This window comes from Nocardia sp. NPDC059691 (genome assembly GCF_042733915.1).
Lineage (GTDB): Bacteria > Actinomycetota > Actinomycetes > Mycobacteriales > Mycobacteriaceae > Nocardia > Nocardia sichangensis.
Genome location: NZ_JBHWFB010000009.1, coordinates 145,258 through 159,307, shown reverse-complemented (window position 1 = coordinate 159,307; position 14,050 = coordinate 145,258). Strand labels below are relative to the sequence as shown.

Annotated in this window: 14 protein-coding genes; 9 read left to right on the top strand and 5 right to left on the bottom strand. The window is 68.4% G+C overall.

Annotated elements, in window-relative coordinates; all coding sequences use genetic code 11:
- Positions 1–108 precede the first annotated feature (108 nt).
- The gene (locus ACFV2O_RS21060) at positions 109–1,608 is read right to left on the bottom strand and encodes an MFS transporter (protein WP_379253245.1); all 1,500 of its coding nucleotides are present in this window, start codon (positions 1,606–1,608) and stop codon (positions 109–111) included.
- 117 nt (positions 1,609–1,725) lie between these two features.
- On the opposite strand from ACFV2O_RS21060, the gene ACFV2O_RS21055 reads away from it, so the two are divergent.
- Both ACFV2O_RS21055 and ACFV2O_RS21050 read left to right on the top strand, forming a co-directional pair.
- Entirely contained in the window at positions 1,726–2,406 is a 681-nt protein-coding gene (locus ACFV2O_RS21055) for a TetR/AcrR family transcriptional regulator (protein WP_355077834.1), read from the top strand.
- A gap of 54 nt (positions 2,407–2,460) precedes the next feature.
- Positions 2,461–3,759 carry a D-arabinono-1,4-lactone oxidase gene (locus tag ACFV2O_RS21050; RefSeq protein ID WP_355077835.1) on the top strand — a complete coding sequence of 433 codons (1,299 nt, stop codon included), beginning with the start codon at positions 2,461–2,463 and terminating at the stop codon, positions 3,757–3,759.
- Between the two features lie 19 nt (positions 3,760–3,778).
- Here the strand turns inward: ACFV2O_RS21050 and ACFV2O_RS21045 are convergent, their stop codons facing one another.
- Complete coding sequence (locus ACFV2O_RS21045; protein ID WP_379253244.1) at positions 3,779–4,534, bottom strand: NAD-dependent deacetylase; 756 nt, start codon at positions 4,532–4,534, stop codon at positions 3,779–3,781.
- A 107-nt stretch (positions 4,535–4,641) separates the two neighbouring features.
- Here ACFV2O_RS21045 and ACFV2O_RS21040 point away from each other — a divergent pair, with 107 nt between their 5' ends.
- From ACFV2O_RS21040 to ACFV2O_RS21030, 3 genes are all read left to right on the top strand, one after another.
- Positions 4,642–5,553 (top strand): oxygenase MpaB family protein, encoded by a 912-nt coding sequence (locus ACFV2O_RS21040; RefSeq protein WP_379253243.1) that lies wholly within the window; start codon positions 4,642–4,644, stop codon positions 5,551–5,553.
- Between the two features lie 590 nt (positions 5,554–6,143).
- A complete protein-coding gene (locus tag ACFV2O_RS21035) occupies positions 6,144–6,557 on the top strand; it encodes an arsenate reductase ArsC (protein ID WP_355077838.1) in 414 nt (137 codons plus the stop codon).
- A 54-nt stretch (positions 6,558–6,611) separates the two neighbouring features.
- A complete protein-coding gene (locus ACFV2O_RS21030) occupies positions 6,612–7,001 on the top strand; it encodes a VOC family protein (protein WP_379253242.1) in 390 nt (129 codons plus the stop codon).
- On the opposite strand, the gene ACFV2O_RS21025 is transcribed toward ACFV2O_RS21030, so the two are convergent.
- A complete protein-coding gene (locus tag ACFV2O_RS21025) occupies positions 6,998–7,702 on the bottom strand; it encodes a helix-turn-helix domain-containing protein (protein WP_379253240.1) in 705 nt (234 codons plus the stop codon). The genes ACFV2O_RS21030 and ACFV2O_RS21025 overlap by 4 nt on opposite strands.
- Before the next feature lie 72 nt (positions 7,703–7,774).
- Complete coding sequence (locus ACFV2O_RS21020) at positions 7,775–8,476, bottom strand: TetR family transcriptional regulator (RefSeq protein WP_379253238.1); 702 nt, start codon at positions 8,474–8,476, stop codon at positions 7,775–7,777.
- Positions 8,477–8,561: 85 nt separating this feature from the next.
- Here ACFV2O_RS21020 and ACFV2O_RS21015 point away from each other — a divergent pair, with 85 nt between their 5' ends.
- On the top strand, positions 8,562–9,731 hold the full coding sequence (locus ACFV2O_RS21015; protein WP_379253237.1) for an FAD-dependent monooxygenase: 1,170 nt from the start codon (positions 8,562–8,564) through the stop codon (positions 9,729–9,731).
- Positions 9,732–9,756: 25 nt separating this feature from the next.
- Here the strand turns inward: ACFV2O_RS21015 and ACFV2O_RS21010 are convergent, their stop codons facing one another.
- On the bottom strand, positions 9,757–10,251 hold the full coding sequence (locus ACFV2O_RS21010; RefSeq protein ID WP_379253236.1) for a hypothetical protein: 495 nt from the start codon (positions 10,249–10,251) through the stop codon (positions 9,757–9,759).
- A gap of 708 nt (positions 10,252–10,959) precedes the next feature.
- On the opposite strand from ACFV2O_RS21010, the gene ACFV2O_RS21005 reads away from it, so the two are divergent.
- The 3 genes from ACFV2O_RS21005 (at position 10,960) to ACFV2O_RS20995 (ending at position 13,970) form a co-directional block, all read left to right on the top strand.
- Entirely contained in the window at positions 10,960–12,354 is a 1,395-nt protein-coding gene (locus ACFV2O_RS21005; RefSeq protein ID WP_355077844.1) for a phosphatidylglycerol lysyltransferase domain-containing protein, read from the top strand.
- Positions 12,355–12,377: 23 nt separating this feature from the next.
- Positions 12,378–13,316, top strand: a complete 939-nt coding sequence (locus ACFV2O_RS21000; RefSeq protein WP_379253235.1) for a threonine/serine dehydratase — start codon at positions 12,378–12,380, stop codon at positions 13,314–13,316.
- A 105-nt stretch (positions 13,317–13,421) separates the two neighbouring features.
- Positions 13,422–13,970 (top strand): thioredoxin family protein, encoded by a 549-nt coding sequence (locus tag ACFV2O_RS20995; RefSeq protein WP_355077846.1) that lies wholly within the window; start codon positions 13,422–13,424, stop codon positions 13,968–13,970.
- Positions 13,971–14,050 lie beyond the last annotated feature (80 nt).

The following is a 14,050-nucleotide window of genomic DNA, read 5'->3' as shown; positions in this document are numbered from 1 at the left end:
AACCCTATCGCCCGGCTCGTACCGCGCCGCCGGCCGCCGACCCCGCGACGGATTGGCGGGGCCGGCGGCCGCTGTGCCGGAAACCGGATCGGCGGTGCCGCACTCGGTTCAGTGGGCGAGCACCGGCTCTCCCTCGGCGGGCACCGGCGCCGTGCTCGGCATGAGCACCGCGGTGAGGATGCCGCCCACCACGAAGATCGCCGTGGCCCACCAGAAACTGGTGGTGTAGCTCTCGATCGCGGACTGGGCGATGGTGAGCGGGTCCGGGGTGCGGGCGGACAGGTAGTCCGTGGCCGCGGACGCCGCGATGGTGCTCAGCAGCGCGGTGCCGATCGATCCACCGACCTGCTGGCTGGTGTTGATCATGGCCGAGGCCACGCCGGCGTCCTCGTGCTGTACGCCCGAGGTGGCGCCCTGGAAGGCGGTCGACATCGAAGCGCCGAGGCCGAGCCCGAGCAGGATCAGGGCGGGCAGGATGTGGGTGGCGTAGCCGGTGTCCAAACCGATCCGGGTCAGCCACGCCATGCCCGCCGCCGCGATCAGGAAGCCGCCGCTGACCACGACTTTCGGGCCGAGTTTCGGCAGCAACAGCGACGGGCCGGTGGTCGAGGAGGCCACCATGGCGGCGACCATCGGCAGGAACGCCACGCCGGTCATGATCGGCGAGTAGCCCAGGGTCAGCTGCATGTAGTAGGTGAGGAACAGGAAGATCGCGAACATCCCGATGCCCATGACGAAGACCGTCAGGTAGGAGGTGCCGCGCATCGGGTCGAGCACGATCCGCACCGGAAGCAGCGGGTGCGCGACCCGGGTCTCCAACCAGGCGAACACCGCGATCAGCGCCGCACCGCCGAGCAGGAACGCCAGGGTGACGCCGTTGGTCCACCCGTCCGATTCCGCGTGCGAGAACCCGTAGACGATGCCGAACAGGCCCGCGGTGACCACCACCGTGCCGGGGATGTCGAGCTTGGGCCGCTCGGTGCTCGTGTGCTTGGCCAGCAGCAGCACGGCCCCCACCAGGGCGACGGCGGCGAAGGCGAGGTTCACGAACATCACCCAGCGCCACGAGGCCCATTCGGTCAGTGCGCCGCCGAGCAGCAGCCCGATCGCGCCGCCGGTGCCAGCGACGGCGCCGAAGATGCCGAACGCCTTCGCCCGCTCGGACGGTTCGGTGAAGGTCACAGTGAGCAGCGAGAGCGCGGCGGGCGCCAGCAGTGCGCCGAAGACACCCTGTCCGACACGAGCCGCGACGAGCATCTCGAAACTGGCGGCCGCGCCACCGACGGCGGAGGCGACCGCGAAGCCGACCAGACCGATGATGAAGGTGGTGCGCCTGCCGAACAGGTCGCTGAGGCGTCCGCCGAGCAGCAGTAGGCTGCCGAACGCCAGTGCGTAGCCGGTGACCACCCAGGAGCGGTCGCCGTCACTGAAGCCGAGGTCCTGCTGGGCAGCGGGCAGGGCGATGTTCACCACGGTCGCGTCCAGCACCACCATGAGCTGAGCGACGCCGAGGACGGCCAGCACCCACCAGCGCAGGGCGTGCGAGCCGCGCCGCCCACTTCCCGTTCGCTCCGGGGCCGGGGCCCCGCGGTCGATCGCGGTAGTCATGTGTACCCTTTGTCTCGAGCATTGATACGGAGGATGCTCCTCCGCTTACTCGAAGAAGCTATCACGATAACGGAGACAACACCTCCGGTTAATCCCCGATGTTGATAGAATGGCGGTGTGAATCACGCCACGGTCGCCTCTCCACCCCGGCGCCTGCGGGCCGATGCCGCGCGCAATCAGCAGCGGATCATCGCCGCGGCGCGGGAACTGTTCGCCGATCACGGACTCGAGATCACTCTCGATGACGTGGCCGAGCGCGCCGGTGTGGGTGTCGGCACGGTGTACCGCCGCTTCGCGAACAAGAAGGAACTGATCGTCGAAGTCTTCGACCAGAACCTGAACGATTTCGCCGACGCGGCCGACGCCGCCTACCGGCATCCCGATCCCTGGTTCGGACTCGTCGAGTTCTTCGAATACGCGTGTCGGCACATGGCCACGAATCGCGGATTCAGCGAAGTCATGCTGGAACTCGAAGACGACGAGACCGACCGATTCGCGGTCGTACGCGATCGCATCAAGCCGAAGGTGCACGCCATCTGCGCACGCGCCCGCGACGCGGGCGTGCTCGCCGACGGCATCGAGCCCTCGGATTTCTTCGCGCTGGTGCACATGGTCGACGGTCTCGCCGAGTTCGCCAGGCCGGTCAACCCCGATGTCTGGCAGCGGTATATGGCCATCATGTTGAACGGCGTGCGCGGCGACAAGACGCCGCGTCAGCATCTCGTCGTCCCCCCGCTGAGCGACGACGAGGTCGAGCACGCCAAGCAACAGCTGACCTGCAGCTGGCGCAAGAGGTAGCGAAAACGAACCGTAAGTAGCGCGGGTCACACACACTCCCGTAGAGTTGGACACATGACCAATTCGTGGGTGAACTGGGCCGGCGATCAACGCTGCGCACCCGCACTCCTCGCCACGCCGCGCTCCGTCGACGAACTGGCCGGCCTGCTCGCCGACGCCGAAGCCGACGACCGGACCGTGCGCGTCGCGGGCAGCGGGCATTCGTTCACCGACGCCGTCCTGACCGACGGCACCTTGCTGAGCCTGGCGAACCTGAACCGCGTGCTCGACGTCGACCGGGCGAGCGGCCTGGTCCGGGTGGAGGCGGGCATCAGCCTGAACGCCGCAAGCACCGCCCTGCACGAGCACGGCCTCGCCTTCCCGAATCTGGGCGACGTCGACGTGCAGACCGTCGCGGGCGCCATCGCCACCGCTACCCACGGCACCGGCGCGACTTTGCAGAACCTCTCCGCCGCGGTGCATTCGGTGGAACTGATGCAGGCCGACGGAACCCTGGCGGAACTGAACGAGCAGACCGATCCCGACGGTTGGCGCGCGGCGCGCGTCGGCATCGGCGCACTGGGCGTCGTCACCGCTCTGACGCTGCGGATGGCGCCGTCCTTCGTGCTGGAGGGCATCGAGCGACCGATCCCGGTGGAGGACGTGCTCGCCGACCTGGATTCGTTCGTCGACGGCAACGAGCATTTCGAGTTCTACATGTTCGCGCACAGCCCGCTGGCCATGACCAAGCGCAACAACCGCGTGCTCCTGCCCGAACAGCCGCGCCCCAGAGCGGTGGACTGGTTCACCGACATCTTGTTGTCCAACTACCTGTTCGACGCGCTGTGCGGCCTGAGCCGCAGGCAGCCGCGCCTGCTCCCGTTGATCCAGCGCAGCGCCGCCTACGCGGGCAGCTACCGGCGTCAGGTGGACCGCTCCTACCGGGTGTTCGCGTCGCCGCGCCTGATCCGCTTCACCGAGATGGAGTACGCGATCCCGCGCGAGCACTCCGTCGACGCGATCCGCGAGATCAAGGAACTGTCCACTCGATTCGACACCCCGATGCCCATCGAGGTGCGGTGGGTCGCGCCCGACGACGCGTTCCTGTCCCCGGCGGCAGGCCGCGACACCTGCTACATCGCGGTGCACCAGTACCGGGGCATGGACTTCGAGCCATACTTCCGCGCCTGCGAAGCGGTTTTCGACCGCTTCCAGGGCCGCCCGCACTGGGGTAAACGCCACTTCCAGACCGCCGCGACGCTGCGCGGCCGCTATCCCGACTGGGATCGGTTCGCCGAGGTGCGCCGCCGCTTCGACCCGAAAGGGCGTTTCGCCAATCCCTACCTCGACCGGGTACTCGGCCCGGTCGGCTGAACCCGGCGCACCGCAGGCTTCACTCCGGTCGATCGGCGAGGAGCTCCGCGACCAGACGGGGCACGGCCGTGCCGATGGGCTCGCGGATGATCTCGGTGGCCATGGCGTCGTACGGCGTCGGCTCGGCGTTCACGATCACCAGATCCGCGCCGCTGCGCACGGCGATGGAGCACATCGACGCGGCGGGCTCGACCTGCAACGACGATCCGATGGCCAGGAAGATGTCGCTCGTCTCCGCGGTGAGCGCGGCCTTGGTCATGGTGCGGCGGTCCATCTGCTGGCCGAACATCACGGTGGCGGACTTGAGGATGCCACCGCAGTCCGGACACGGCGGGTCGGGTTCTCCCGCGGCCACTCGCTCCAAGGTGGCGGACATCGAGGTCTGGTAATCGCATTCGATGCAGACCACCTCGAACATATTGCCGTGGATCTCGATCACCCGATCCGGCGATGACCCCGCCCGCTGATGGAGGCGATCGATGTTCTGGGTGATGATGGTGACCGCTCGCCCGGCCCGCTCCAAGTCGGCGAGCGCGTTGTGCGCGGCGTTCGGGACGGCCTGCCAAGCCGGATTGTCCCGCCGCGCGAGCCAGGCGCGTTCCCGCAAGCCTCCGTCGGCCACGTAGTTCTGATAGGTCGACAGCAATTCGGCGATCGGATCCTTCGTCCACACCCCGCGCGGGCCGCGGAAATCGGGGATGCCGGAATCGGTGGAGATGCCCGCGCCCGTGAGTACTCCGATCCGGCCGGTACGACTGCGCCACTCGGTCGTCATATCTGCACAGCCTAGGGGCAGCGACGAGATCGGACACGGATAGACGATGAGAGATTGTTAGGGTTATCATCTCATTGTATGAGTTCGGCCGATCAAGGGAGATCACGATGACCGCGTCCGTCGCACGCGAATCCACCGGCGCGCGCACGCTGCCGCCCCGCCGCCCGATCGAACCGGGAACCCGCATGTGGGAACAGACCGGTCTGATCACGTTCTCCCTCACCGCGGGCTCGGCCTTCCTGTTGCAAACGATGGAACCGACCATCTCCGCGGTGGTGGACGAGTACTCCACCTTCCGCACCGATCCGATGGGACGTGCCACGCGCAGCCTGGCTTCGGTGATGATGTGGGTCTACGGCGGCGACGAGGCGCTCGCCGAGGCCGACCGCCTGCGGGAGCTGCACGCGTCACTGAACACCACCGACGCCAACGGCGTGCGCCACACCGCGCTGTCCAGCGCCCCGTGGGCCTGGGTGCTGCACACCGGGACGTTCGCCTTCACCGAAAGCGCCAAGTACTTCGCCAAGCGCCCGCTCACCGCGGCGGACAAGGAAGCGTACTTCCAGGAGACGCTGCAGCTGTTGCGCAATTTCTCGGTGGCGCCCAAGGAGATCCCGGCGAACTACACCGAATTCGAGAAGTTCTTCGACGACACCGTCGCGAACCATCTGGTCGCCACCGACACCGCGCGCGATTACCTGCGGGTGATCCGCTCCGTCGCGCCGCCGAAGCAACTGCCGCGCGTGCTGCGTCCGGCCTGGAAAGCGGCGGTCGCGCCGATCGGCTGGCTGCAGTACTTCGTGACGGTCGGCACCACGCCCGAGGTGGCGCGCCAGAAACTCGGCCTGACCTGGACCGCGGCCGACGAGCGCAAGCTCCGGGTGCTCGGCCGGCTGATCGCGCGACTGGTGCCACTGCTGCCGGAGCGGTTGCGTTACTTCCCGATCGCCTATGAAGCCCGCCGCCTCGAGCGCGATCGTCAGCGGCTGCGCAAGATGATCGACCTGCGTCCGATCTGATCCGCCTTCGGGAAATAATCCCTTCTCCGGTGGAAATGGGCGGCGGGCGAGACGATTCGATCCCGCGGCCATGACATTCCGCTGATTCGCGCGTGTACCCCGGTCGACCTCGCATCGACCGGGGTACACGTGTCGGCGGTGCAAGAGACCGAAGCGCGTTCGGCGACGTGATATCGCGCGTTGCGTAGTGATCCGCATGACAGCGGCCACCGGGTGATGCCCGCACGTCCGCTCGCCGGATCGAAACGCGTGTCGTCCCGCGCTGCCGAAACCCCGCGAACCGCAACGCCTCCGGATGCCGCGGCCTTCCTCGTGCCTTCCGGTGCGCCCCTTCGGGCGAACACTCCCGCGTTACCGTCCAGTCCCCTCCGGCATGCGAGTACCGCGGCGGGGGCGCGATCTCGGATTCGGGCTCTGACCTGCGATCACCGTACGCGCGCGCACGCGAAGGCACGGCGCGCCGTAACGATTCACGGCTCGCTGGTATACGTATCTCATACGCTCCGAAAGCGTTTCGGCTGACCCAGCCGGGCGGCCGGTCCGCCAGCCAGCACACTTATGCTCCACCTTGCACATCGAAAGGCGTTCCCATGTCCCACAAGCCCAGTGTGCTGTTCGTCTGCGAACACAACGCGGGCCGTTCGCAAATGGCCGCCGGGTTCCTCACCGCCCTCGCGGGCGACCGGTTCGATGTGCGGTCGGCGGGCAGCGCACCGGCCGACACCCTGAACGCCACGGTGGTGGACGCCATGGCCGAGATCGGCATCGATATCTCAGGACACACCCCCAAGCCGCTCACGATGGACGCGATCGGCATCTCCGACGTGGTGGTCACCATGGGCGCGGGCGATGCCTGCCCGTTCTTCCCCGGCATCAGCTACCGCGACTGGATGCTGCCGGATCCCGCCGACCAGACCATCGATGTGGTGCGCACGATCCGCGACCACATTCGCATCCTGGTGGAGAATCTCATCGCCGAACTGGTCCCCGCGCCGGCGCGGTAGGCGCTGTCCGATTCGTTCAAGACGCGCCCCCGCGGCACTGCCTACGCTGCCTGCATGACACCACAACTGGACGTGATCGGCATCGTCGTCCGCGATATGGCCGCCGCGGTGACCTTCTACCGCCGCCTCGGTCTCGACTTCCCGGACGGCTCGGAACACGAGGGGCATGCCGAGGCGGCTCTGCCCAACGGTCTGCGGCTCACGCTGGACACCGAAACCGTCATCCGCTCCTTCCATGCCGACTGGACGCCGTCGACCGGAGCGGGCCGTCTCGGAATCGCCTTTCGCTGCGCCGATCCCGCTGAAGTCGACGCCGTCTACGCCGAACTCGTGGACGCCGGATACCACGGCGAACTGAAGCCGTGGGACGCCTTCTGGGGGCAGCGCTACGCGGTGGTGCAGGACCCGGACGGCAACGGCGTCGACCTGTACGCCGCTCTCTAGGACTGGGCGAGGAGCCTTCCCAGCGGGATCCCGGCCAGCGCGCGCACCTCGCGCGACAGGTGCGCCTGGTCGGCGAAACCGGCCCGCGTCGCGGTTTCGGCGAGCGGTACGCCCTGGCGTGCCGTGCCCAGCGCACGTTGCAAGCGCAGCACCCGCGCAAGGGTTTTCGGGCCGTAGCCGAAGGCATCCAGGCAGCGGCGGCGCAGGGTCCGCTCGCCGAGCCCGGCCGCGTCGGCGACCGCCGCTACCGGCCACCCGGCGTCGAGCGCGCCGACCAGCTTCCGCAGGAGCGGATCTGCCGGTTCGACCTCGGCCGCGCGCCGGCGCACGATGTGTTCCAGCGCTGCCGCCTGATCTCCGGCACCCGCGATCCGGTCGACCAGCGGCCGGACCATCGCCGACGGCCACAGCTGAGCCAGATCGACTCGCCGGTCACGCAACTCGCACGCCGGGACGCCGAGCAACGCGGGCGCGGTTCCCGGGAAGAACCGGACGCCGACATACCGATCGCCGGACGTTCCACCGGGATGGTGGGCACGGGTGTCCGGTCCCGCGACGACCAATCGGCCGTTCATCCAGATCAGATCCATGCAGCCGTCGGGCAGCACCGGCAGCGCGGAGCCACTGCCGTCGACGGTCTTGGTCCACAACACGGCGCCCGCGTACCGCGACGGCCGCTCGCGGTAGGCGGCATCGTCCATGCCCCGACGCTACTCCGGGCCTCCGACGAACACGAGCGACTTGTCTCGAAAATATCGTCTCAATAAGACTCGTTATTTGAGATATCGGTACAGCGTCGCCCGGGAGACACCCAACTCCCGGGCGATGTCCGGGACGCTGCGGCGCTCCGTGTCACGCATCCGCCGGGCGAGTTCGATCCGCTCCTCGGTCATCGCCGCCGGCCTTCCCCTGGACGCCGACGCGGGCGGCGTCCGGTCCGCGGGCGCCAACAGCAGGCGCACTCCTTCCAGCACCTCAGCACGCAACTGTTCGACCGGAGCCTCGGCGTACAGCACCACCGGGTCACTGAGCCCCGCCACCGCCTGGGTGGCTCGAACGCGCTCCGCGAAGGTGGCGTCCGGCCCCGCCACCAGGATGTTCGCCTGCATCATGGTCTTGCTGAACCGCTCGAAAATGGTTCCCGGAGCGGCCAATGCCAGGTCTCGGACATTGAGCCGGAGCAGGTAGCGATGCGTGAGGAACACGTCGAGCAACCCTTCGATCACGCGACGTTGCGCCTCGCACGGATCGGGATCGGCCGCCTCGGCGACGACCCGTTCCATGGTGACGAGCAACGGTTCGGCCAAACCGGCGAGGATGTCGTACTTGCTCGGGTAGTGGTACAGCACGCCCGCCTTGGAGATGCCCAGCTGCTCGGCGATCGCGCGCACCGAAGTGCGGTGGTAACCATGCGTTCCGAACAGGTCCATGGCCACCTCGAGGATGCGCGCGCGGGTGGTCGTCTCGTCGCTCACGGTGCAGATCCTACCCGTTGACTGACCGATGGTCAGTGTCCTACATTCATGACTGACCAACGGTCAGTCGATGAAGGAGGCACTCATGGCCCACGAACCCCGCATTCTCATCTCCGGCGCGAGCATCGCCGGACCGACGCTCGCGTACTGGCTGGTGCGCAACGGCTTCCGGCCCACGGTGGTCGAGCGCAGCCCCGCACTGCGCCCGGGCGGCAACGGCGTCGACATCCGCGCCAATTCGGTGCGGATCGCGGAGCGCATGGGCGTGCTGCCGCGGCTGCGCGAACGAGCCACCGACATCCGCGAGTTGACCTTCGTCGACGCCGCCGACCGCCGCGTCGCGGGCATGAGCACCAGCACCTTCAACGGGGACGGCGACCTCGAGATCATGCGCGGCGACCTGGCCCAGGTGCTGCACGACGCGACCGCCGACGACGTCGAGTTCACCTTCGGCGATTCGATCGCCGCGATCGACCAGCACGAAGGCGGCGTCGAGGTGACCTTCGACAGCGGCAAGCAGGCCGAATTCGACTTGGTTCTCGGCGCCGACGGATTGCATTCGCGGACCAGGAATCTCGCCGTGACACCCGAGGCGGACGCGCTGCACCACCTCGGTGTGTACTTCGCCACCGCGCGTATCGACACCGAGCTCGGACGTCCGCACTCGGTGACGCTCTACAACACGCCGGGGAAGGTGGCCGGCGTCTACCGCTCGGGGGCCCACGACACCGCGACGGCGTTCTTCGCCTTCCGCGAGCACCGCGTGCTCGAGGTCGACCACCGCGACCAGGATGCCCAGAAGGCCCTGCTGCGCGAGTATTTCGACGACCAGGCCTGGCAGGTGCCCACCCTGCTCGACCAGGCCGCCGCCGACGACGGCTTCTATTTCGACGCGGTGAGCCAGGTCCGCATACCGGCCTGGTCGAAGGGGCGGGTCGCGCTGGTCGGCGACGCCGGTTACTGCGCGACGCTGCTGTCGGGCGCGGGCGCGGCGCTGGCCATCGAGGGCGCGCACCTGCTCGCGACCGAGCTGGCCGCAGCGGGCGGTGACCATCGAATCGCCTTCCGCCGCTATGAGCAAGCCCTGCGTCCGACCGTGCTGCGGGCACAGCGTTCGGTGCGGGCGAGCAGTTCCATGCTGATTCCGGCCACCGGCGGCCGCATCTGGTTGCGCAACCAACTGACTCGCCTGATGGTGTTGCAGTCCCTCGCGTCTCGTGTCTACCGGCCGGTCGAGGTGCGCGCCGCCGCCTGAACAGCCGGGCACCGCGCCGGTGGGATCAGCGCTGCGGCGGCGCGATCGGGACGATCTCGCGCGGCACGACGCGCAGATACGGATCACGATGAGCGGCAGCGATCTTCGACTCCGCGTCCCGGCAACCCACGGTGACGTCGCTGTTCGGGGCGGAGGAGAACGTCCACACCGTCACCCATTCCGTCCCGCCGAACGTCTCGGTCTTCTTCGCGTCCGACGAGCGCAGATCTTCATTCCGGCCGGAACTATCGGTGACTGTGCAGCGAATACCGCCGACGGCTTGCCCCCAAGCGGCGGGAGCCCGAATATCGAGCACCGCATCGGCGGGCACCGGAACTTTCTTTACTTCACCCAGCAATATCCGGAGCCCGCCGTCCGCCGCCTCGTCGTCGCGCGCTCCGGCCGTCGTGGCCGGAGCGCTCGAGGCGGCACCGACGGTGGTCGAGGTCGCCGCCGCCCCCTCCGAAGGATCGTCGGAACACCCGGACACAGCAGCGACTACCAGCGCGGCAATCGCCATCCAGCTCAGTTTCACAGTCGGACCTCTCGTCGCGCCCACTCCTCAGGCGGTTGGTTCGGATCAGCCAGGCACTGAGCATGACAACGGGACAGCGGAAAATCGCGGATACACGCCGAGGAATCGGCAACTGGACCGCAATCGCCCGAATCAGTCCTAAGGGGAAAGAAATAGGGTTGAATTGTCGATTTGCTTCGATCTTGCTCCGCGCACATTCGGGCAATCGGTCTGCAGCCGAGGGTTCTCCCATGTCGTCGCGCGGGCCGCACATCGCCCGGCCGGCATCGCACCGGTTGTCCGCCGAAATCCGACCTCGGAGCCCCGATGATTTCGCCCGTGACGTCGGCGGCGACCTTCGGCGATCGGATCGCGGCCCGCCCGGACAGCCCGCGCCACCACGCGGCGGGCATCACGGCGGAACTGCTGGTCGCTCGCGCCGATCAGGACGGGTCCATGCCACCCGATCAGATGCGCGACTGGAAGCGGCCCTGGCGAAGGAATAAAACGGGATTCATCCGATGTTTGCCCCTGGGGCGGCACGTGCCCTGCGTCCGGCCCGGTTCGTGCCTCCGGGCTACCCGACGGTTTCGGAAAGGCATTTCCCCTGGAGTGTCGGGTGCGCATAGTGTGTTCGGTAGGCGATCATCTGGAGGGCCACCATGGCGAAACTGTCGTGGGTAGCGAAGCGCGCGGGCAGAGCGGAGCCCGCTCGTGCCTGACGGTCAGGGAACCTCCAGCTCGCGCACACTGCGCGCCACCACCCTCAGCGGCTACCGGGAAGCCGCTTTCACCACCACGCCCGCCGCGCGCGCCACGCTGATCACCCTGGCGCTGCTGATCGCGGTGATCCTGGCCTACGAGGCCAACGCCACCTCGAACGAGACCGTCGACCACGGCTGGTTCGTCGCACTCGCGCTGTCCGGCGTCTTCGTCGCGCGAGGGCTGCACCTGCGCAGGCCGATCACGCTTCCACACCTCACCGCCGCGGTGCTGGTGCTGGCCGTCGCGCATCTGGCCTACCGCGCCGAGCATCCCGGCGCCGGGTTCGTGCTGCTGGCCGCCACCGGCTTCGTTCTGGTGCTGCCGATAGCCAGCAAACCGCAGCCCGACCAGCTGTACCGGGTGGCCGAACTGGTCGGCCGCACCGAGGGCGATGCGCTGGCGCCGTTCGCCTTGCACTCGTCGAAGACCTACTTCTTCAACGCGTCGTCGACCGCCGCGATCGGCTATCGCGCTCGCTTCGGCATCGCCGCCGTGGCGGGCGACCCGATCGGTGATCGCGCGGCCTTCCCCGAACTGGTCGCCGCGTTCTCCGACTTCGCGGTCAACCAGGGCTGGCGCGTCGCCGTGCTGGGCGCGAGCCCGGAACTAGCGGACCTGTGGCAGGTGTGGGCGCTGGAGCATCGCGGGCTGCACGCGGTACCGATCGGCCGCGACGTGGTGCTCGATGTGGACGAGTTCGACCTCGTCGGCCGCAAGTTCCGCAACCTGCGCCAAGCCGTGAGCCGGACCAAGAATTTCGGCGTCACCACCGAGGTGGTGTACGAGTCGGCCCTCACCGAACAACGACGCGAGGAACTGCTGGCCATCGTCGACGAATGGCGGCGCGGCAGGCAGACCCGTGGCTTCTCGATGATCCTGGACCACCTGCTCGACGGACGGAATCCCAACATGCTGGTGGTCATCGCCAGCGACGCCGACGGCAATCCCGTTGGCTTCCAGCGCTACGGCATCTCGGACCGGGGCAGGGAACTGAGCCTCGACGTGCCGTGGCGGCGCAAGGACGCACCCAACGGCCTGGACGAACGCATGATCGTCGATCTGGTCGACTACGCCGCCGCGCACGATATCCACCGTATCTCGCTGGCTTTCGCCCCCTTCCCGGAACTCTTCGCCGAGAAGGACAAATCGCGCACGGCCACGCTGCTCTACGTGCTGGTGCACCTCGCCGATCCACTGATCCGGCTGGAATCGCTCTACCGCTTCCTGCGGAAATTCCACGCGCTGTCGGATCAGCGCTACGCCTTGATCCGCTGGCGCGAAGTGGTCATCGCCGCCGCCGCCCTGCTCACCCTGGAGTTCGCCCCGCACCGCCGCGAGTACTGAGCGGCACGGTACCGAGGAGTTCGATGGAACTGACCCACAGCGACGTGAAGGCCGCTGCCGAACGGGTGGCCGGGCTGGTCAGACCGGTGGCCGTGGCGCAGGCCGACCACACGGGCGAGCTGTGGTTCGCATTGGAGTTCCTGCAGCACACCGGCAGCTTCAAAGCCCGGGGTGCGCTGAACTTCTTGCTCACGCATCGCGAGAACGGGGCGCTACCCCGGGTAGGCGTGACGATCGCCTCGGGCGGCAACGCCGGACTCGCGTGCGCGTGGGCAGCGCGCAGCCAGGGGATTCCCGCCACGGTGTTCCTGCCGACCACCGCGCCGCGGGTCAAAGTGGACCGGTTGACCTCCTATGGCGCCGACGTCCGCCTGGTGGGGACGCAATACGCGCACGCGCTCGCGGCCAGTCGCGAATTCGCCGACGCCACCGGCGCCCTGCTCTCCCACGCCTACGACAACCCGCTGATCGCCGCGGGTGCGGGCACGCTCATGACCGAGATCCACGAGCGCATCCCCGATCTCGGCGCCGTCGTGGTCGCGGTCGGCGGCGGCGGGCTGTTCGCGGGTGTGGCCACCGCCGCCGATCACTACGGCGTCCGGACCGTCGCCGTCGAACCGGTTCATTGCCGCGCGCTGCACGCCGCGATCGAGGCCGAGCAGGTCGTGGACGTGGAGGTCGACTCGATCGCCGCCGACTCGCTCGGCGCCCGGCGCGCCTCGCAGCTGGCGCTGACGGCCGCACAGCGCTACGACGTGGCCTCGGTGCTGGTCGACGACGACGCGATCGTGGCCGCGCGCCGCGAGCTGTGGGCGCAGCGCCGCCTCGCCGTCGAGCACGCCGCGGCGACCGCCCTGGCGGCGATACGCGGCGCGGAGCCGGCGTTCCGGCCCAGGCCCGGCGAGCGGGTGTGCGTGGTGCTGTGCGGAGCGAACACCGATCCGGCCGATCTGACCTGCTGAGAAGCCCGCCACGCCGACTGACCGTTCATCGGCGTATTTCCGACGAATCGGACGACACGGGGTTAGGCTCCCGCTGTCCTCTGCGATCCCGACGGAAGGCACACCATGGCGCATACCTCACACATGGTTCCCATCGGCACACCGCTACCCGACTTCGCTCTACCCGATCTCGACCAGCGGATCTACTCCCGCGACGACTTCGCGGACGGACCCGGACTGCTGGTCGTCTTCGCGTGCAATCACTGCCCCTACGTCAAGCACATCGAGGCCGCGCTCGGCGAACTGGTCGACTCGCTGCCGTCCATGCCGACCGTGGCCATCTGCACCAACGACGCCACCGCCTACCCGGACGACGCCCCGCTGCGGCTGCGCGACCAAGCGATCCGCGCGGGCTGGACGTTTCCCTATCTCGTCGACGAGGAGCAGCACGTGGGGCGGGCCTTCCGCGCCGCATGCACTCCCGATTTCTTCCTCTACGACGCCGACCTCCGACTCGCCTACCGCGGCGCATTCGACGAATCGACGCCCGGGAACGGCAAACCGCTGACCGGGGACGACTTGCGCACGGCCGTCGAGGCCGTGCTCGCGGGCGAGCCCGCGCCCGAACCACACCGGCCGAGCATGGGTTGCTCGATCAAATGGCGGGACGCCTGAAGATTTTCCACTGGGCGGTGGCGGCCCGCCGCACGAGGCCTTGCCGACGCGACCGGCGTCGTACGGCGGCTGCGGGTCGT

Bases quoted from the DNA above. Each gene is read 5' to 3' on its own strand.
- ACFV2O_RS21060 (WP_379253245.1), bottom strand. From the start codon at position 1,608: ATGACTACCGCGATCGACCGCGGGGCCCCGGCCCCGGAGCGAACGGGA.
- ACFV2O_RS21050 (WP_355077835.1), top strand. From the start codon at position 2,461: ATGACCAATTCGTGGGTGAACTGGGCCGGCGATCAACGCTGCGCACCC.
- ACFV2O_RS21045 (WP_379253244.1), bottom strand. From the start codon at position 4,534: ATGACGACCGAGTGGCGCAGTCGTACCGGCCGGATCGGAGTACTCACG.
- ACFV2O_RS21040 (WP_379253243.1), top strand. From the start codon at position 4,642: ATGACCGCGTCCGTCGCACGCGAATCCACCGGCGCGCGCACGCTGCCG.
- ACFV2O_RS21035 (WP_355077838.1), top strand. From the start codon at position 6,144: ATGTCCCACAAGCCCAGTGTGCTGTTCGTCTGCGAACACAACGCGGGC.
- ACFV2O_RS21030 (WP_379253242.1), top strand. From the start codon at position 6,612: ATGACACCACAACTGGACGTGATCGGCATCGTCGTCCGCGATATGGCC.
- ACFV2O_RS21025 (WP_379253240.1), bottom strand. From the start codon at position 7,702: ATGGACGATGCCGCCTACCGCGAGCGGCCGTCGCGGTACGCGGGCGCC.
- ACFV2O_RS21015 (WP_379253237.1), top strand. From the start codon at position 8,562: ATGGCCCACGAACCCCGCATTCTCATCTCCGGCGCGAGCATCGCCGGA.
- ACFV2O_RS21010 (WP_379253236.1), bottom strand. From the start codon at position 10,251: ATGGCGATTGCCGCGCTGGTAGTCGCTGCTGTGTCCGGGTGTTCCGAC.
- ACFV2O_RS21000 (WP_379253235.1), top strand. From the start codon at position 12,378: ATGGAACTGACCCACAGCGACGTGAAGGCCGCTGCCGAACGGGTGGCC.
- ACFV2O_RS20995 (WP_355077846.1), top strand. From the start codon at position 13,422: ATGGCGCATACCTCACACATGGTTCCCATCGGCACACCGCTACCCGAC.